At 47.5% G+C, this 17,288-nt stretch carries 17 protein-coding genes and 1 tRNA gene; 11 read left to right on the top strand and 7 right to left on the bottom strand.

Annotation, left to right across the window (positions count from 1 at the left end):
* Positions 1-88 precede the first annotated feature (88 nt).
* Together HPL003_RS23835 and HPL003_RS23830 are read right to left on the bottom strand one after the other, a co-directional pair.
* Complete coding sequence (locus HPL003_RS23835) at positions 89-1,162, bottom strand: anthranilate phosphoribosyltransferase (RefSeq protein WP_014282353.1); 1,074 nt, start codon at positions 1,160-1,162, stop codon at positions 89-91.
* Positions 1,163-1,181: 19 nt separating this feature from the next.
* Positions 1,182-1,784: an ANTAR domain-containing response regulator gene (locus HPL003_RS23830; protein ID WP_014282352.1), complete on the bottom strand. Its 603-nt coding sequence runs from the start codon at positions 1,782-1,784 to the stop codon at positions 1,182-1,184.
* A 450-nt stretch (positions 1,785-2,234) separates the two neighbouring features.
* On the opposite strand from HPL003_RS23830, the gene nirB reads away from it, so the two are divergent.
* Both nirB and nirD read left to right on the top strand, forming a co-directional pair.
* On the top strand, positions 2,235-4,667 hold the full coding sequence (nirB, locus tag HPL003_RS23825) for a nitrite reductase large subunit NirB (RefSeq protein ID WP_014282351.1): 2,433 nt from the start codon (positions 2,235-2,237) through the stop codon (positions 4,665-4,667).
* 12 nt (positions 4,668-4,679) lie between these two features.
* Positions 4,680-5,012: a nitrite reductase small subunit NirD gene (nirD, locus tag HPL003_RS23820; RefSeq protein ID WP_014282350.1), complete on the top strand. Its 333-nt coding sequence runs from the start codon at positions 4,680-4,682 to the stop codon at positions 5,010-5,012.
* 211 nt (positions 5,013-5,223) lie between these two features.
* Here the strand turns inward: nirD and HPL003_RS23815 are convergent.
* Positions 5,224-5,295: transfer RNA gene (locus HPL003_RS23815), tRNA-Val, on the bottom strand.
* Positions 5,296-5,436: 141 nt separating this feature from the next.
* Here HPL003_RS23815 and HPL003_RS23810 point away from each other — a divergent pair.
* On the top strand, positions 5,437-5,880 hold the full coding sequence (locus tag HPL003_RS23810; RefSeq protein ID WP_014282349.1) for a GNAT family N-acetyltransferase: 444 nt from the start codon (positions 5,437-5,439) through the stop codon (positions 5,878-5,880).
* An 87-nt stretch (positions 5,881-5,967) separates the two neighbouring features.
* A complete protein-coding gene (locus HPL003_RS23805; RefSeq protein ID WP_014282348.1) occupies positions 5,968-6,204 on the top strand; it encodes a DUF3892 domain-containing protein in 237 nt (78 codons plus the stop codon).
* 122 nt (positions 6,205-6,326) lie between these two features.
* On the opposite strand, the gene HPL003_RS23800 is transcribed toward HPL003_RS23805, so the two are convergent.
* Positions 6,327-7,091 (bottom strand): MBL fold metallo-hydrolase, encoded by a 765-nt coding sequence (locus tag HPL003_RS23800; RefSeq protein ID WP_014282347.1) that lies wholly within the window; start codon positions 7,089-7,091, stop codon positions 6,327-6,329.
* Between the two features lie 200 nt (positions 7,092-7,291).
* Here HPL003_RS23800 and HPL003_RS23795 point away from each other — a divergent pair, with 200 nt between their 5' ends.
* Complete coding sequence (locus HPL003_RS23795; RefSeq protein WP_014282346.1) at positions 7,292-7,849, top strand: hypothetical protein; 558 nt, start codon at positions 7,292-7,294, stop codon at positions 7,847-7,849.
* Positions 7,850-7,928: 79 nt separating this feature from the next.
* Positions 7,929-8,234 (top strand): DUF1292 domain-containing protein, encoded by a 306-nt coding sequence (locus HPL003_RS23790; RefSeq protein WP_025684269.1) that lies wholly within the window; start codon positions 7,929-7,931, stop codon positions 8,232-8,234.
* A 127-nt stretch (positions 8,235-8,361) separates the two neighbouring features.
* Here HPL003_RS23790 and HPL003_RS23785 read toward each other — a convergent pair whose 3' ends face one another.
* Positions 8,362-9,837 carry an aminotransferase class I/II-fold pyridoxal phosphate-dependent enzyme gene (locus HPL003_RS23785; RefSeq protein WP_014282344.1) on the bottom strand — a complete coding sequence of 492 codons (1,476 nt, stop codon included), beginning with the start codon at positions 9,835-9,837 and terminating at the stop codon, positions 8,362-8,364.
* A 186-nt stretch (positions 9,838-10,023) separates the two neighbouring features.
* On the opposite strand from HPL003_RS23785, the gene HPL003_RS23780 reads away from it, so the two are divergent.
* On the top strand, positions 10,024-11,310 hold the full coding sequence (locus HPL003_RS23780; RefSeq protein WP_043922894.1) for an MFS transporter: 1,287 nt from the start codon (positions 10,024-10,026) through the stop codon (positions 11,308-11,310).
* A 22-nt stretch (positions 11,311-11,332) separates the two neighbouring features.
* On the opposite strand, the gene HPL003_RS23775 is transcribed toward HPL003_RS23780, so the two are convergent.
* On the bottom strand, positions 11,333-11,965 hold the full coding sequence (locus HPL003_RS23775) for a YktB family protein (RefSeq protein WP_014282342.1): 633 nt from the start codon (positions 11,963-11,965) through the stop codon (positions 11,333-11,335).
* Between the two features lie 277 nt (positions 11,966-12,242).
* Between HPL003_RS23775 and HPL003_RS23770 the strand changes: the two genes are divergently transcribed.
* Positions 12,243-12,842, top strand: a complete 600-nt coding sequence (locus HPL003_RS23770; protein WP_014282341.1) for a hypothetical protein — start codon at positions 12,243-12,245, stop codon at positions 12,840-12,842.
* Between the two features lie 287 nt (positions 12,843-13,129).
* On the top strand, positions 13,130-14,536 hold the full coding sequence (gene gndA / locus HPL003_RS23765; RefSeq protein WP_014282340.1) for an NADP-dependent phosphogluconate dehydrogenase: 1,407 nt from the start codon (positions 13,130-13,132) through the stop codon (positions 14,534-14,536).
* Between the two features lie 247 nt (positions 14,537-14,783).
* Here gndA and HPL003_RS23760 read toward each other — a convergent pair whose 3' ends face one another.
* Positions 14,784-15,089 carry a rhodanese-like domain-containing protein gene (locus HPL003_RS23760; RefSeq protein ID WP_014282339.1) on the bottom strand — a complete coding sequence of 102 codons (306 nt, stop codon included), beginning with the start codon at positions 15,087-15,089 and terminating at the stop codon, positions 14,784-14,786.
* A 269-nt stretch (positions 15,090-15,358) separates the two neighbouring features.
* Between HPL003_RS23760 and aroA the strand changes: the two genes are divergently transcribed.
* A complete protein-coding gene (aroA, locus tag HPL003_RS23755) occupies positions 15,359-16,651 on the top strand; it encodes a 3-phosphoshikimate 1-carboxyvinyltransferase (protein ID WP_014282338.1) in 1,293 nt (430 codons plus the stop codon).
* Between the two features lie 34 nt (positions 16,652-16,685).
* Positions 16,686-17,120: a CoA-binding protein gene (locus HPL003_RS23750; RefSeq protein WP_014282337.1), complete on the top strand. Its 435-nt coding sequence runs from the start codon at positions 16,686-16,688 to the stop codon at positions 17,118-17,120.
* Positions 17,121-17,288: the final 168 nt, after the last annotated feature.

Here is a 17,288-nt window from a genome sequence, read left to right as displayed (position 1 = left end):
TTTTTCTTTGCATAAAAGGCCAGCCCCTGAGTCAGGAACTGGCCTTTTGACGTGCAGTTTATGGTCTACAACCGCTAGACTGTGTGTACTATAAATGCAGCCAAGGTTCGGATACGCTGGCTTCCATTTTTATTTCTTTTGTGAGCATAGCTTCACGCCAGCGACAATACAAGTCCCAGGCAGCCCCGTTTTCCAGCAGTGGTTTGCAGGTGTACAAGCCTTCCTCTATAGAGTCGACTCGGCCTGCAACGAACAGCCGGACTGCGCCGTTGAGCAGCACTTGATTCGAAAAGGCTAAAGGAGCTGTGCTTTGTAACACTTCCTCCGTTATCCGCAGCTGTTCAGCAGGGGTCCAGTTATGCTCGGGTACTACCGAATCTAACCCGTACATTTCCGGATCGATAACCTGTAGTAATACCTCGCCGTTAGCAATCAGGTAAGTCCGAGTTGGTCGGTCAATGAACAGATCCTCCGATCCTTCGCTTCCCTGGACGATCAGAGCCCTGTGGTAATTCAGGTGCTGCATCAGTTTCGCCATCTTGTCAAACACCGTATTGTGGAAAACGCCGAATACGATATACGGAGAAGCGCCGTAATCAACCAGTTTCTCGGTTGTGTTCAGCACCGTACGCAGCCCCAGCTCTTCGCGGATCGTACGCAGCTCTCTCAGAGGCGGACACCAATGTTCAGAGGCTACGAATAGTACGCCTGTCAACTTTGCGGCGTGAATGGCCGTTTCGTGTGTCATGTTTTCAGATGTTACCCCCATTTCCTGCAGCAAAAGGGGGAGTGTAATACCCCATTTAGGAGGGAGGGGCGCACTTCCGTGCATCGTCACCGGGACCCCGTGCGCGGCGACTAAAAAAGCGGTGGCAAAGGTGGCGATAAATGATGATTTTCTGCCATCGTAGGGACCTGCGAAATCTATACCTTCCTGCATCGGGAAGCGGTGGGCATATTTACGACAGACGTTTACGAATGCTTCTAGCTCGGCAATGCTCTCCATTTTGATGCGTTCCGAGGCAAAGAAGGCTCCGATTTGTGCAGGCGTTGCTGATCGGGTCATAATAAGTTCGGCAGCGGCTTCGGCTTCGACGTAATTCAAATCCCGGGCGCCTCTTTTGCCACGTCCAACTTCTTTTAATATTTCAATAATGTTCATATTAAGGCCCCTTTCAAATCTATGCCTTTAGCATTTGCTGTGCTTTGACGATGGAGATGGCTACATCAACGATCCGTTTGCGCTCATTCATTGCTTTTTTTCGCAGCAAATCGTATGCTTCCGCTTCCGGAATGCCGTTTACTTCACCAAGTATTGCTTTGGCCATGTCAATCCATTTGCGCTCTTCCAGCCGAGCGGTCAGTTGTTTGCGTTCACTTAGCCAGTGCTGGCGTTCGAAAAAGCGTTTGGCGCTAAAGTGAAGAGCCCAATTCAGCTCATGTGCTGCCATGGAAGGGATTAAAATGCCGTCGACGGGAACATTGGCTTCACAGGATTCCGTCGATGACAGAGCAGATTCTGCGCTGCACCACCAGAGCAACGGGATTGCTCTGGCTTGCTCCAGCCTGGCGGACCATGTGCTGATGGTGCCGACAGGTATATTCAGCACCGCCGCATCTGCATCATGAATCAGCTGTTTGATTTCAGATTCATCACGACAGGGTAGCGTCAGATATCCGTTGGACTCCAAAAGCTGCTCAGGTCCTGTCTGCCGTAAGGAAACGGCGTGAGCCTCTCCGGATACATGCTCTGAATGTGGATGAATTATCAACAAGGAACGCAAGCGGGCTCCTCCTTTCTGCAACATGAAGGGTAGTTAGTGATAGGAATAATGGGATATATTTCTTGATAACAAACATGACATGCGTTTTTTGTTTGTGTATGCATTTTTCTAGCATTATGAAGGGAAAACGGATTTTTAATTCATTTTGGGGCTTTTTCGTCTGAAAATCAATCCAAACTTTCAAAAAAAGTGATATTTCATACGTCATAAATATGTTACATGATGGTAAAATATAATTTTTTAAGATAATGCGTGAGGAATATTGACATCGAACTTGAATCATTATATATTGGCTACAGTACTTTTAATTCCATACTCTGATGGATACAACGGCGTATTCAATGAAACGGCAATGGAGCCTGTTTTCACATGTGGAGGGGTGTTTTGAATCCCCCAATGTGAAGCAGGCTTTTTATGTTTTGAGGATATGAATAGAAGGGGAGAGGTCTGATGAACCACATCAAAAAGCTAGTGCTGGTCGGCAACGGAATGGCGGGGATACGCACCCTTGAGCATTTACTGAAGATCGCTCCGGGCGTATGTGACATTACGGTATTCGGAGCCGAGCCACACCCGAATTATAACCGGATTATGCTATCCTCCGTCTTGGCTGGAGGGGCTGGCTTACAGGATATTGTCATCAACGATTGGAGCTGGTATGAAGAAAATCATATCCGGTTGTATACAGGTGATCCTGTCACAGAGATCGACACAGACAAGCGCCAGGTGACGTCCCGCTCCGGTGTATGCGTCCCTTATGATTTGCTGCTGCTGGCTACAGGCTCCAACGCTTTCATCCTGCCACTTCCAGGAGCAAACAAGGAAGGGGTTATTGGCTTCCGGGATATCCGTGACTGTGAAACGATGATGGAGACAGCGAAGACGCACAAAAAAGCAGCCGTCATCGGTGGCGGATTGCTGGGGCTAGAGGCAGCCAGGGGGCTGCTCAATTTGGGAATGGATGTTACGGTTATTCATATTCACGAACATATTATGGATCGGCAGCTGGATGAGGCCGCTTCCCTTATGCTAAGGCGCGAGCTGGAGGAGCAGGGAATGAATTTTCTGGTCAATAAGAGAACGGCAGCTATCACAGGCCGCCGCCGTGTGGAGGGATTGAAATTTGCCGACGGCAGTGAGCTGGAAGCGGATCTAATCGTTATGGCAGTAGGCATCATACCAGACATTGAGCTTGCAGTGTCGGCAGGAATTCCTGTCAATCGCGGCATTATCGTAAATGATTACATGGAAACAGGCATCCCCGGTATATACGCCGTAGGCGAATGTGCAGAGCACCGGGGAATCACCTACGGGCTGGTGGCTCCATTATATGAGCAGGGGGGTGTGCTGGCCCAGCGGCTCGCCGGAATGGAGACTCCGGGCTATAGTGGTTCCGTCATTTCGACAAGACTGAAGGTATCGGGCGTAGACGTGTTTTCCGCAGGTTGCTATAAGGACGAATCGGGAACGCGTTCCCTTCGATATCAGGATGAAATTGGCGGTGTCTACAAAAAAATCGTAATCAAGGAAGAAAAACTGATCGGAGCCGTCCTGTTCGGCGATACATCTGACGGAGCCAAGTTGTTTTCGCTAATCAAAAACGGCGAGTCGGTGCTTGGCCGTGAGAAAGAACTGTTGCTCGGCTTGACCCCTGGCCAATCAGAAGCAAATGGCTCCATGATGCTGGAGCAAATGCCTGACGACGAAATTGTATGCGGATGTAATGGTGTGTCCAAGGGGGACATCGGAGAGGCGGTTGCGGCTGGCTGCCGAAGCCTCGGGGAGATTAAGGCCTGTACGAAGGCGTCCGCATCATGTGGCGGCTGCAAGCCATTAGTGGAGGGGCTATTACAGCTATATGCAGGCGCCGAAACAGGGGAACCGGTTAAAGAAGGCATTTGCGGCTGTACGACACTTGACCGGGAAGCGATTATTGGTGGCATCCGGGAAATGGGATTGAAGAGCGTCAAAGAAGCGATGAACGTGCTGGGTTGGAGCGAACCTGAAGGGTGTACCAAATGCCGACCGGCCCTCAATTACTATCTGGGTATGGTGTGGCCTCTGGATTACGAGGATGAGAAGGAATCCAGATTCACGAATGAAAGATACCATGCCAACATCCAGAAAGATGGCACCTATTCTGTTGTGCCTCGCATTTATGGAGGAGTTACTTCACCTGCTGATCTGAAGAAAATTGCTGCTGTCGCGGAGAAATATAATGTGCCTTTGGTGAAATTTACGGGCGGACAGCGTCTTGACCTGCTAGGTGTGAAAAAAGAGGATTTGCCAGGTATCTGGTCCGAGTTAGACATGCCGTCCGGGCATGCGTACGGGAAGACGCTGCGAACGGTTAAGACATGCGTCGGCAACACCTTTTGCCGTTTCGGCACTCAGGATGCCATGGGAATGGGTATCCGGCTGGAAAAGGCATTTGAGCGCATGAATGCCCCGGCCAAGGTTAAACTGGCTGTATCCGGTTGTCCGCGCAACTGCGCCGAAGCGACGATTAAGGATTTAGGCGTCGTCGCTATCGATGGTGGCTGGGGGATTTACGTTGGCGGTAACGGCGGCATTAAGGTACGGGCGTCTGAACTACTTTGCACCGTGAAAACAGAGGATGAAGTCATGGAATGGACTGGCGCCTATCTGCAGTATTACCGCGAGCAAGCCAATTGGGGCGAGCGCACAGCGCATTGGGTAGAGCGTGTCGGCTTAGAATCCATCAAGCAGGCGCTTGCGAATGCGGAGACGAGACAGGAACTGGTGGGCAGAATTGAGGAGACGTTAAGTACGACGACTGATCCTTGGCGCGAAATCATTCATGACAAAGAGCTGCTCAAAAATTTTGTGCAGTTACCGGAGCTTAACTCAGTAACGGAATAGGGGGCTGAAAAAATGGAGATCAACACAACGACAACCAGCAGAATCAGAGTAGCCAATCTGAACGATATTGATCTACGGGGAGCCCGTACAGTTCGTATTCGTAATATAGAGGTGGCCCTATTTCGGCTGGGCGACGGAAGCGTTCGTGCGCTAGAAAACCGTTGTCCGCATAAAGGAGGACGGTTATCCGAAGGAATGATATGTGGCTCAGCAGTCCATTGTCCGCTCCATGACTGGAAAATTGACCTGTCCACTGGTCAGGTGCGAGAACCGGATACCGGGTGTATGACTGCTTTCCCAACGGAGATTGATAGTGAAAGCGGAGCTGTTTATATCGTAATCTAGGGTTCTGTGAAAGGGTACTTCCATGCCTTATTTAATTTGTTTCTTCTATAATAAAAGGAGCTGTAGTGATAGACTAAGCACATAAAAAACCGATCCTATTTTTAGGTCGGTTTTTTATCTTCTAAAATTGATGAATGAAGAAACACTAAAAACTGCGCAATTGTTCACCAGGCAAACAAAAAAGCCTTGAATATCAAGGCTTTTTGATGTATAGGACGGATGGGGATCGAACCCATGACCCTTACCCTGTCAAGATAATGCTCTCCCGCTGAGCTACCGTCCTTCGGTTATTAGATAATATCATGTATTAACCATAAATGTAAAGTAGAAAAATAGAAATAAGCTTGTACTTCATTACCATTTTTATATATAATTCAAATCTAGTGGGTTTGCAAATTGAAGTAGTGATAAGGGGGAGCGGATGATGGCCGCAGAAATTATTAGTGTGACGACAGAAGAACAGCTACAGGCAGCGCTACTGATCCGTACTAAGGTGTTTGTCGAGGAGCAGAAAGTTCCTCTAGATATTGAAATTGACCATTATGACAAGCTGGGGGATACTGCACATCACTTGCTGATCTCTGATCATGGTGAGATGGTGGCAACGGGACGCTTGACCTATTATGAGGAAGATACAGCTAAAATGCAACGTATTGCGGTTCTCAAGGAGCATCGCTCCGGGGGGTACGGACGTATATTGCTGCTGGCTCTGGAGGAACGCGCACGTGAGCTGGGGCTGCGCCACTCGCTGCTGGATGCTCAATGTCAAGCTGAAAAGTTTTACGAAAAGCTCGGTTACGAGACGATTTCGGAAGAGCCTTTTGACGATGCCGGGATTCCACATGTACGCATGCGCAAAAAGCTGTAGCTGGCAGCCAAAGATGCATATAATTCTGCATAGGGTGCATGCTAGTAAAAGTTCCTCCACTATACTATGGATAAGGAGCGATGCAGCATGGCTAATGTAGAACGGGAACAAATTACGGCAGTACGTAAAAATGGTGATGGTGATCTGACGTCATTTCAGACATCTACCGGACGGGTGTTGGATTACAGTCAGGCTCTAAATGAAATTGAAGCAGGCTCAATTGCCGGGGTCAATGTATTCAAAGCCAAGGACGGAAGCAAACGGATTCGCGGAGATGCTGATGGAGATCCTACGAATAATTTGGATCAGTTGCCGTTGTTCTGACGTTCATTTCAAGCATCTATCACTAAGCACATAACTACACGCAAGTATATGCCAAAGTCGCCGGGCTCTTTTTCCATTTGGAAACCCGGCGGCTTTTTGCTTCCTCACTTAGTATCCAAATATTATTTTTGCTCTGTGCGTTCCAGCTCCACAATGTTGTATACGCGCTGCTGCTCCAGAAAGGACATGACTCCAGCTTTTTCCTTGAATTGCTCCATGTCGTCACTATAGTGCATGAGACGAATCCGCTCTTGAAGCGGGATTGGCAAGCTGAGCAGCTCGTCCAACGTCGTATGGACTTCTCCTGCACCCTGTAATTGAACCTCATGCAAAATGCTGCGACAGCCCCGCTCGTTTACCAGTTGATTCAGCAGACCTGGATCAAAGGTCATATCCGCACTATAAAAAAGACGGTCATTAATGAACAGGGAGTAGCTATCTTTACCGGGGATATGACGGGTAGGAATGAGTTCAACTTCGATGCCGGATACTAAGCTGGTGGATTCACCAGGCGTCAGCACGCTTACTTCAAACACATCCCCAAGCTTGCCAATCATGCCTTGCTGTGACATGCCACCCTTGAGCGTATTTTCCCATAATGGATGAATTAACGGTTCTGCGATACAAAGCACAGGTTTACGACCATGTAGGATATTCATTTGGAATCCAAACTCTTCCAGACCTCCAACATGATCGGCGTGAATGTGGGTAATTAGAATGGCGTCAATTTCGGGCAATTGGACACCCATTTGGTGCAGAGCCAGCGAAGCGGTTGTTCCACAGTCGATTAGCAGCTTGCCTTCTCCGCTGTCCAGCAGTGCGTTATTGTTGTAATATTTTTTGGCAAAGGCACTGCCTGTGCCCAGCATTTGTATGGTCAGGCTCATTCGTATTTCACCCTCCAGGCTAAATGTGTATAAATCCTCTTCAGTCGTATCTTACCATCGATGCTGTTGAAACTAAAGATTTCACACCATATCAAAAACTTTGGACAATTTGTGAAGCACAACGCAACTTGTGGAACTGAGCTAGGTATAAATGTAAGACAGAAGTTATTTAACAGATAATGATGGAGGGATATCTAGTGATGAAGTGGAGAAAAGTTATGGCCCTAGTGATGGCCTTTTCGATAATGGGAGGGACCGTTATTTCGGCGGAATCCGCCAAGGACCAAGTGAAGCTGATTATTAATGGTGAGGTGTCGAAGGATGGCGCGGTTGTTATTGATGGCAAAACGTATGTGCCCATTCGGGATTTTAACGGGATTGTCAGTTTTGATCCGTCCGGTGGAAAAGTTGTTTTCGACCAACCGAATGTACACATGTTCTTGTTTAAGGGCGATACGGTGTTCGGCAACGTGAATAAAGGCAACAAAGTGAAATTCAATGTATTCAGTCAGATTGATACGTTGAAAGCGGATATCTCCGGAGTGAAGGTAGCTATTACTGACCCGTCGGGTAACGTGAAAGATATTCAGTCCCAGGATATCAGCGGAGCACAAAAGGATAACTTTTGGTTCCGTACAAACGACTTTACGTATGATTTTAAAACAGCAGGGAATTACCGGGTCGGTTTCTACATTAAAGAAAGCAAAGACAGCAGCTATACACTGGTATCCGAAAAAGTCATTGCAGCGATAAATTAGGCATACCACAAATTGACCTGTACACTTGATCATGTTACGATACGGGGGAAAATAAAACAATTTGAAGGTAGGTATTTCCATGAGTGATCACAAACATGAACACGGTGAAGCCTGCAACCACGATCATGACCACGAACATGAAGAAATGGTTCTTACGCTAACTGATGAAAATGGCAAAGATGTAGAAATGGTGCTGGTAGAGACCTTTGACGTAGAAAATCACGTTTACGCTCTCCTGCTGGAGCGCGGCAATCCTGAAGCAGACGGCATTATTCTTCGCATGGAAGAAGAAAACGAAGAAATGGTGCTTTACAATATCGAGGACGAAGATGAATGGAAACGTGTAGAAGAGGCATACAGCGAGCTGGTTGCCCAATACGAATAACATTGGATCTATCGGCTGTTACAACTTTGTAAGCTGATGAAAAAGCCCCCAAACAAACGGGGGCTTTTTTTGTTAAGCTTTTAAGATGTTTATAAGATTTTTCAAGCTTGTTACGGCTCAGGGAGGCTTAGGAAATGGCGTCCGTTTCGACGATAACCTTCACTTGATGTACCGTTCGATCCTCAGGCCCTTTAACAGGCAGGCCTACTTCCACATGATCGACAATATAATCAATATTGTCCTGTGAGATCACTTCGCCCGGCAGTAGGATCGGAATACCTGGCGGATATACATAAATGAATTCTGCAATAATGCGTCCAGCAGATTCCTTAAATGGTACCACTTCCGTATCCCCGTAAAAAGCGTCTCTCGGAATCAGAGAGAGCTGCGGGATATCCTGTATTTTTACATCCAGTTCATGCTGCTGACCCGTAGAATAATGTATAGAAGCCAGCTCACGCAGAGCTTTCAATAAAATCTCAATATCCTCTTTCGTATCCCCAGGGGTCACCAGACAGAGAATATTGTACATATCGCTAAGCTCAACCTCGATATTGTAGTTTTCTCTCAGCCAATTTTCCACGTCGTACCCGGTAAGGCCCAAATGGCGGATATGAACCGTAATTTTGGTTGGATCATAATCATAGGTGGCTTCCGTGCCTAGAATTTCTCTCCCAAAGCAGTACAGCCCTTCAATCTTGTTGACCTCTGCACGGCAATATTCAGCCAAATCCAGAGCACGTTGTGCTATTTCATGACCGTTAAGCGCCAGGTTGCGTCGGGATGTGTCCAACGAAGCCAGCAAAATATACGAAGTGGATGTCGTTGTCAGCATACTGAAAATAGTCTGTACACGCTGCGGATTGACGTATCCGTTTTTGGTATTCACATTCAGAATGGAGCTTTGTGTCAAGGAACCGCCTAGCTTATGGACGCTTGTAGCTGACATATCTGCTCCCGCCTCCATGGCGGACATCGGTAGATCAGAATGAAAATGAATCAGTACTCCGTGGGCCTCATCGACCAGGACCGGCACATTATAGCTGTGAGCGAGATCTACAATTTCTTTCAAATCGGCGCACACACCGTAATATGTCGGGTTGATGACGAGGACGCCCTTGGCGTCAGGATGGCGTTCCAGTGCCCGGCGTACGGACTTGGTTGTAATCCCGTGGTGGATACCCAGATTCTCATCACTGACCGGAGATACGAATACAGGCTTCGCTCCAGACAATATAATGGCAGACATTATAGATTTGTGTACATTTCGGGGTACAATAATTTTATCACCCGGCAAGCAGATGGACATAATCATAGTAATGATAGCTCCACTTGTACCCTGTACACTGTAATAAGTATAATCAGCTCCGAAGGCTTCTGCTGCAAGCTTTTGAGCTTCTTCGATGACGCCTGTTGGCTGATGCAGATCGTCCAATGGAGCGATGTTGATCATATCTATGGAAAAGGCATTATCCCCCATAAATTCGCGAAATTCCGGATCTGCCCCCACTCCCTTTTTATGACCTGGGATGTGAAATTGAACCGGGTTGCTCTGAGCGTGCTTTTTCAAAGCAGTAAAAAGCGGGGTGTTGCTTTGATTCATTAGTGTTGTCACAACCTTTCGTGCAGGATTTCGACAATCCTGGCAAGTGATAATAGAACAAAATTGAGTATAGCAGTTTGAAGTAGGAATGCAAGCGGTTGACGGTGCTTTTATTTGTGAATGAGAGGAGCATGGGGACAGCCCGGACTTCATGACGAAAAAACGAAGGTAAAGGATGTGGGACAGATGAAGCAAATCGGAAGAGAAAAAAATCCTCGGCGGTTATGGTCTCCCTTTTTTGCGGAATTATGGGTGCTGGTATTTCTGGTTGAATTTATGAAGGGATCTCTTCTGGTAGCTATCCTTCCGGTATATATGGGAGAAACGCTCGGACTGTCAGCCGGAATCATCGGTCTGGCCTTTTCGCTCCAGTATTTTGGCGACAATGCGTTTCGGGCACCGGCAGGCTGGATAGCTGAAAGACTCGGCTACCGGGGAACGATGTCGTCCGCGTTGCTGTTTACACTTGTAGCAGTGATCATGCTAAGCGTGCTGACAGAGCCAGTGTGGCTCGTAGTCGCCTGTCTGCTGCTCGGTCTGGGCACTTCTCCGCTCTGGCCTTGTGTCATGACTGGAACAACTGAAATGTCTGGGCCTAATAACAGCAATGGTGCGGCGATGGGTACATTGGAAATTGCGTCCATGGGTGGAACTGGAATGGGACCGCTTGTTATGAATTTCGCTATAGCACAATATGGTCATTCCTACGGAATGGTGTTTATGATTTTGACAGGATGCAGCATTGTGTTGTTGCTGGTCTCCCTTATGCTGCCTGGACGCAAAAAATCTGCTGACAAAGGAGTGCTGCAACGAAGCGCCTTGGTGTCCTCCGACGGTCTTACGAAGCAAAAGCAGCAACTACTGGGAGGAATCAAGGAAACGATCAACTCTCTCAAAACAAAACTTGACGTAAACCCGTTAATTTACCCTGCGCTGTTTTTGCAGTCGTTTGTTATTGGTCTGATCAGCCCGGTATTAACGCTGTACGCCCGGATGGACCTCGGGATTTCACCGAATCTATACAGTGTATTTCTGATCGCGGGCGGCGGGGTGACGGTGCTGGCGCTTATTCCTTGCGGAAAGCTGGTGGATCGGCTGGGAACAGAGTATTTTCTGCACGCCGGTTTTTTGCTTGCTGGGATTACGCTGTTTTTCTTTTCCGCCGTCCGATCCATTCCGCTTGTGTTCGTATCCGTAGCGCTCATTGGCTTGGGCTATGCGCTCATTTTACCTGCATGGAATACCTTCCTCGCTAAATTGATCCCAGAAAGCGAGCGAGCGACGATATGGGGCTTTTTTCTGACACTCCAAGGCTCCGGTATGGTCATTGGTCCACTCGTTTCAGGAGTACTGTGGGACCGCGCTGGACACACAGCTCCATTTATCATCAGCGGTATTGTAATGCTGCTGATGTTCGGCTGTCATTTGGCTTTGGCACGTAATCCGCGCAGAAAGACGGTCAAAGCTGAATAGCAGCTTGATTAGCTAATGCTGGTTATTCTTTTGAGAAGGCAATTTGGTACAGCGGCAGCAAACGCTCAAAAGTAGAACGCACTGTCTGTAGCAATGCAGCTCCGTCACTGGCGAGTGGGTCGTCCCGGTCGATACGGATACCACACATGACCTCGGCTTTTTTAACCTGCTGTAGCTTGTCGATGATCGTTTGAAAATTCTTCTCGTCCATTTGTTTTTGCTCTGTACCTTCCGGGGCCATATGGTCCATGGACCAGTAAAAATGATCCGGTATGTTAGAGCGTACATCGCTCAGATTGGCTTTGAGTGCCTGGGCAAACGTAGTTTTGTTCGGACTTTCATAAATAATCGCAAAAATGACGAATAGGTGTGAAGCAAACATACCTACCTCAAAATGCGGCAACGCTTTGTATCCACGCTTGTTCGCCGCCCAAGCTACCCAAGTATCCTTGGGTGGATTTACTTTGCGTCTTGCATGCTTTGCAACGTGAACGTGCATAGGCTCGCCGCACAAGTCCGTCAGGAAAGGAGCTAACTCCACACCAATCGCTTCCAGTTTGGGTCGAACCTGCTCAATCAGTACCTCCATGCGAGGCTCCAGCCCCGGTATTTCAAAAACATCAAAGTCCTTTGCAGTAAATCCACTGAATGTCATACCTTTTCCTCCTGTAACTGGGTTAAGCCATTTCGTGTGGCGTAATATGTCCGATTATAGCATAATGCCATCAGGCTTGACCGACTTTAGACCGGGTTTGGGACAAGCGTATAAGGCAAAAGTAGGATTGTGCGTTGTTACTCATAAAAATAGGTCAAATAACCAAGTACCCTTACATAAAATGAAGTATAAAATAGAGCAAGGGAAGATCAAGCGGGAAAGCCGCAGGCTTGCTGTAGCCGGACTTCTTGAATCGGACTAAAAAGGAGGGAATGCCGTGAACAAGGGCTGCGAGGTAGAATATTGCAATTTGGAGCTCCGGTTTAGCCGTCGGCATATCCATAATCTGATCAAGGATTTGATATCGGAAGGGTATTCGCTGTACTGGAGCGAGGATGAGTCGTACCTGGTGCTGTCGGTAAGAACCGGGCGCAAGCTGGTGAAGCTTCGTTTTCAACAATTGCGTACAGGGCACTACAAGTTGGCCGGAGATTATGTGATCCGCGACGCCAAGCTGGCGGAGTGGTTGGAAAAGCTGATTGGAAGCACCCGAGGCCATGCCATTGTCAAAAGAGTCAAGGACCATCATATTTTGGTGGAAAATATCTTGTTCGGTGAGGTCATTCGTCTGGTGGAGGTTACCGGCTTTAAGCAACGCGTTATTTATCAGAAGGGACCAGTGCTGTCAGCGCAGGAGATGGAGGATATGTACATTTCCAATGAGGGAGAGACCCGACTGCTGCTGCTCAGAATGGAAGTGGATGATGAATTGGAGAAGCTTTTCACGGCAATGACAGAGAGAGATACGACCAGAGCCGCGAACTGCCATGAACGCCTGCAAGCGCTATCCCGCCAACTGCTGATGATGGAAGCATGATGATGAGAGAATGACGGGAATTTAAAATGAATCATGACGGGTTAAAAAATGTGTAGTGTTAAGGGATAGCCAAACGTTTTTGCGTAAATCCGTAGATGCTGTGTACATTATAGGTATAATTGAACACCTCATGAAAATGGGGTGTTTTGATCTGCGAATAGACAGGGGTTCACTTCTGACACCAAAAACGTTAAAATAGAATTGCACGTGTTCCGATTCACATAAAGTGTAATGCGGTAAAGCGGCGATATAGTATAAAAAATATGTTGCAAAGGATGAGGAACCAGATGGCAAAACAGCAGATTGGTGTGATCGGCCTGGCGGTAATGGGTAAGAATTTGGCCCTTAATATTGAGAGCAGAGGCTTCACCGTCTCAGTATTTAACCGCTCTCCCGAAAAAACGCATGATCTTATCAAAGAAGCAGAAGGTAAGAAATTGACGGGTACTTTCTCCATTGAAGAATTTGTGAACTCACTGGAATCGCCCCGTAAAATCCTGATCATGGTTCAAGCTGGTAAAGCAACGGATGCCACGATTGAGCAGCTTGTGCCTCATCTAGACAAAGGCGACATTATTATAGACGGAGGCAATGCCTACTTCCCTGATACACAGCGCCGTAGTAAGGACCTGGAGGAAAAAGGACTTCGCTTTATTGGTACAGGCGTATCCGGTGGCGAAGAAGGTGCCTTGAACGGTCCTGCAATTATGCCGGGTGGACAAGAAAGTGCCTACAAGCTGGTAGAGCCGATTCTGACAGCGATCTCTGCAAAAGTAGAAGGCGACCCTTGCTGTACATATATCGGTCCCGATGGTGCTGGTCACTATGTAAAAATGGTGCATAACGGTATCGAGTACGGTGACATGCAATTGATTGGTGAGGCTTATCACCTGTTGAAATCGGTCCTGAATGTGAATGCGGAAGAGCTTCATGAAATCTTCACAGAATGGAATAAAGGCGAGCTGGACAGCTACCTGATCGAAATCACGGCTGACATCTTCTCCCAATATGATTCCGAAACAGGCAAACCAATGGTAGACGTTATTCTGGATGCAGCAGGCCAAAAAGGTACTGGTAAATGGACAAGCCAAAGCGCACTGGACCTAGGCGTGCCACTGTCTATGATCACCGAATCCGTATTTTCTCGCTTCCTGTCTGCTATGAAAGACGAGCGCATCGCGGCAAGCAAAGTGCTGAGCGGTCCTAATGCTGAATCCTTCAGCGGAGACAAAAAAGAATTTATCGAAAGCGTACGTAAAGCATTGTTCGCAAGTAAAATTGTGTCTTATGCTCAAGGGTTTGCTCAAATGCGTGCAGCTTCCGATGAATACGAATGGGATTTGAAATACGGAAAAATCGCTATGATCTTCCGCGGCGGTTGCATTATCCGTTCGCAATTCCTGCAAAACATCAAGGATGCGTATGACCGCGATCCTGCTCTGAAAAACCTGTTGCTGGATTCCTACTTCAAAAATGTAGTAGAAACTTACCAAAACGCATGGCGTCAGGTGATTTCCGTGGCTGTATCTCAAGGTATTCCAGTGCCAGGCTTCTCCAGTGCGCTCGCATACTATGACAGCTACCGTACTGAACGTCTGCCAGCAAACTTGCTGCAAGCGCAACGTGACTACTTCGGTGCGCATACGTTCAAACGTGTGGACAAAGAAGGCGTATTCCATCACCAATGGTTCTAATAAATTGATGGATATGTAAGGATAGCATCGATGTAATACAACGGAAGCTTTTTTTACCCTTGTGGTAGAAGAAGCTTCCGTTTTTTGATTTGTGAATGGTTGACTGGATGAGGATGAAGCTAGAGGATTGTATAATCTTTTGGCGCTGTGGTATGATAAAAGAAAATATTTTAACGCATTACCGCGTCTAAGCTTTGGGTTATAACAAAAAGACGGGAAGATCCCGTCTCTTGTGGTGAGCAGCATTTTACTGCTCTTGTGACCATTGCAGCATACCGCCGGTCATGTTAGTGCAGCCTTCATAACCGAGCTGTTGTAAATATTCGCAGGCTCGTTCGCTGCGATAACCGCTCCGGCAAATAAAGATAATTTCACCGGTACGTTCAATTTCCTCAAGACGACTCGGAATCTGTCCGAGCGGAATATGCTTGGCACCGTCAATCATGCCTTCCGCTACTTCTTCTGCCTCGCGAACGTCAATCAATTGCAGTTGTTCTCCTGCTTGCAAGCGTGCGCGAAGCTCAGAAGGTTCAATCAGGGCGATTTGCGTCATGGCTGGACCTCTTTTCTAATGTAAAATGGGTGCTTCGTGTGTTATTGACGTGTGCAAAACATCACACTCTCTATGTATGATAGCGAAGCTATCTCTAAGCTGTCAATTGGGCTAATCCTAATGACAGCTAGAGACTAACCAATCTGCTGGCTTAAACTCCGGTAGACCTAATGAATATTGTATATTTTTTTGGGTAGAGAAATAAACGCTACAGCTTGTATAATTAATGTAAACTAGGATGGTTTGAATCGAAAAGGAGCATGTACAATATGGATGTTATCGTTAGACCTACCCCTTCCTTGCAGGGAGAGATTGGGGCCTTGTCCTCCAAGAACTACACTACTCGTTATTTGCTCACAGCGGCACTTACGGATGGAAAAAGCACCATTTATTATCCAGCACATAGCGAAGATAGTGATGCTATGCGTCGTTGTATCGCTGATCTGGGAGCAGTGCTGGAAGAGGATGACGAAAAAATTGTCATTACGGGCTTTGGTAGCCATCCTCGTGCTGTGAAGGAGTTAAATGTGGGGAATGCCGGAGCGGTGCTCCGTTTTTTGATGGGGATTGCATCCTTTTGTCCGGATGTTACTTTCGTTAATACATATCCTGACTCATTGGGTAAACGACCACATGATGATCTAATTGATGCGCTGGGCCAATTGGGTGTGAGAGTGGACCATCGCGAAGGTAAGTTGCCGATTCGTATCCAGGGCGGTCAAGCTAAGGGCGGCAAAATTCAGGTGTCCGGTTCGGTTAGCTCACAATATTTGAGCGCTTTGCTATTCCTTACACCTTTATTGGAGGAAGACAGCGAAATCGAGGTGCTGCATGATCTGAAATCCAAGGTGGTTATTGGTCAGACGCTGGAGGTGCTCCAAGAGGCAGGTATTATCATTCATGCAAGTGACGATTACATGTCTTTCCGTGTTCCGGGACGACAATCTTATCAGCCGCGCACGTATACAGTGCAGGGGGATTACCCGGGCAGTGCCGCAGTGCTGGCAGCGGCTGCGGTAACGAACTCGGATGTCACCATCCATCGGCTAAAGGAGCAGAGCAAGCAGGGAGAACGTGCTATTGTAGATGTGCTTCGTATGATGGAAGTACCGCTGACGCACGAGAACGACACAGTTGTCGTGAACGGGAATGGACGTTTGAAGGCCATCGAGTTTGACGGCGATGCTGCAACCGATGCTGTGCTGGCCATGGTGGCTGCTGCTGTATTTGCTGACGGCACGTCCCGTTTTTATAATGTGGAAAATTTGCGGTACAAGGAATGTGATCGCATTACCGATTATTTGAACGAACTGACCAAGGCCGGAGCTCGCGTGGAGGAACGTCAGGCTGAAATTATCGTACATGGCCGACCGGAGGGGGTCGAAGGCGGCGTTGAAATTAACGCACATTTTGATCACCGTGTTATTATGGCTTTGACGGTGGTCGGTCTACGGGCCCAGAAACCGCTGGTAATCAAGGATGCGCATCATGTTGCCAAATCATATCCGCAATATTTTGACCATCTGACGACGCTTGGCGCCTCTGTAGAGTGGGTAAAATAATTGTAAGCTTTAGAAGTGAATAGGAGGGGACAGGATGGCTTTTGAAAATCCGTCAAGAGAAGAGATCAAAAGCATTTTGGAACAAGTAGGCAACATTGCGGTTGTAGGTTTGTCTGATAAATCAGACCGGACCTCGTATATGGTGTCTTATGCTATGCAAAAGCGTGGATACCGGATTATTCCGGTTAATCCTGCGGCAGCGGGGCAAACGATTTTAGGAGAAACTTGCTATGCAAGTCTCGAAGAAGTACCTGAGCCTGTCGAGCTGGTCAATGTATTCCGCCGCAGTGAGTATTGCGCTGAGGTTGCTCGTGAGGCAGCTGCCATTGGTGCCAAGGTTTTGTGGCTTCAACAGGGCATTATTAGCCAGGAAGCCGCTGACATCGCGCAGGAGCATGGAATGACGGTTATTATGAATCGCTGCATTAAGGTAGAGGATTCCGTAACCCAAGCTGTACGCAAAGGATAATCTGGACATGAAGAAAAACCTTCCCCCCGTAGTTCATCGGGGCGAAGGTTTTTAGTGTAGAAAATGGAGTTATTCAAAACTTTAAAAGCGTATATAAGTATTTTTTGTCGAGCAAGAGAACCGCTTTGACAAAAGTATGTATTCGGCTTACCATCAGGGATAGAAAGG

The organism is Paenibacillus terrae HPL-003 (assembly GCF_000235585.1).
Taxonomy (GTDB): Bacteria; Bacillota; Bacilli; order Paenibacillales; family Paenibacillaceae; genus Paenibacillus; species Paenibacillus terrae_B.
Note: the sequence above shows the minus strand (reverse complement) of the source record. Positions and strands in the feature narration are given on the sequence as shown.

Bases quoted from the DNA above. Each gene is read 5' to 3' on its own strand.
- HPL003_RS23835 (WP_014282353.1), bottom strand. From the start codon at position 1,162: ATGAACATTATTGAAATATTAAAAGAAGTTGGACGTGGCAAAAGAGGC.
- nirB (WP_014282351.1), top strand. From the start codon at position 2,235: ATGAACCACATCAAAAAGCTAGTGCTGGTCGGCAACGGAATGGCGGGG.
- nirD (WP_014282350.1), top strand. From the start codon at position 4,680: ATGGAGATCAACACAACGACAACCAGCAGAATCAGAGTAGCCAATCTG.
- HPL003_RS23810 (WP_014282349.1), top strand. From the start codon at position 5,437: ATGGCCGCAGAAATTATTAGTGTGACGACAGAAGAACAGCTACAGGCA.
- HPL003_RS23805 (WP_014282348.1), top strand. From the start codon at position 5,968: ATGGCTAATGTAGAACGGGAACAAATTACGGCAGTACGTAAAAATGGT.
- HPL003_RS23800 (WP_014282347.1), bottom strand. From the start codon at position 7,091: ATGAGCCTGACCATACAAATGCTGGGCACAGGCAGTGCCTTTGCCAAA.
- HPL003_RS23795 (WP_014282346.1), top strand. From the start codon at position 7,292: ATGAAGTGGAGAAAAGTTATGGCCCTAGTGATGGCCTTTTCGATAATG.
- HPL003_RS23790 (WP_025684269.1), top strand. From the start codon at position 7,929: ATGAGTGATCACAAACATGAACACGGTGAAGCCTGCAACCACGATCAT.
- HPL003_RS23785 (WP_014282344.1), bottom strand. From the start codon at position 9,837: ATGAATCAAAGCAACACCCCGCTTTTTACTGCTTTGAAAAAGCACGCT.
- HPL003_RS23780 (WP_043922894.1), top strand. From the start codon at position 10,024: ATGAAGCAAATCGGAAGAGAAAAAAATCCTCGGCGGTTATGGTCTCCC.
- HPL003_RS23775 (WP_014282342.1), bottom strand. From the start codon at position 11,965: ATGACATTCAGTGGATTTACTGCAAAGGACTTTGATGTTTTTGAAATA.
- gndA (WP_014282340.1), top strand. From the start codon at position 13,130: ATGGCAAAACAGCAGATTGGTGTGATCGGCCTGGCGGTAATGGGTAAG.
- HPL003_RS23760 (WP_014282339.1), bottom strand. From the start codon at position 15,089: ATGACGCAAATCGCCCTGATTGAACCTTCTGAGCTTCGCGCACGCTTG.
- aroA (WP_014282338.1), top strand. From the start codon at position 15,359: ATGGATGTTATCGTTAGACCTACCCCTTCCTTGCAGGGAGAGATTGGG.
- HPL003_RS23750 (WP_014282337.1), top strand. From the start codon at position 16,686: ATGGCTTTTGAAAATCCGTCAAGAGAAGAGATCAAAAGCATTTTGGAA.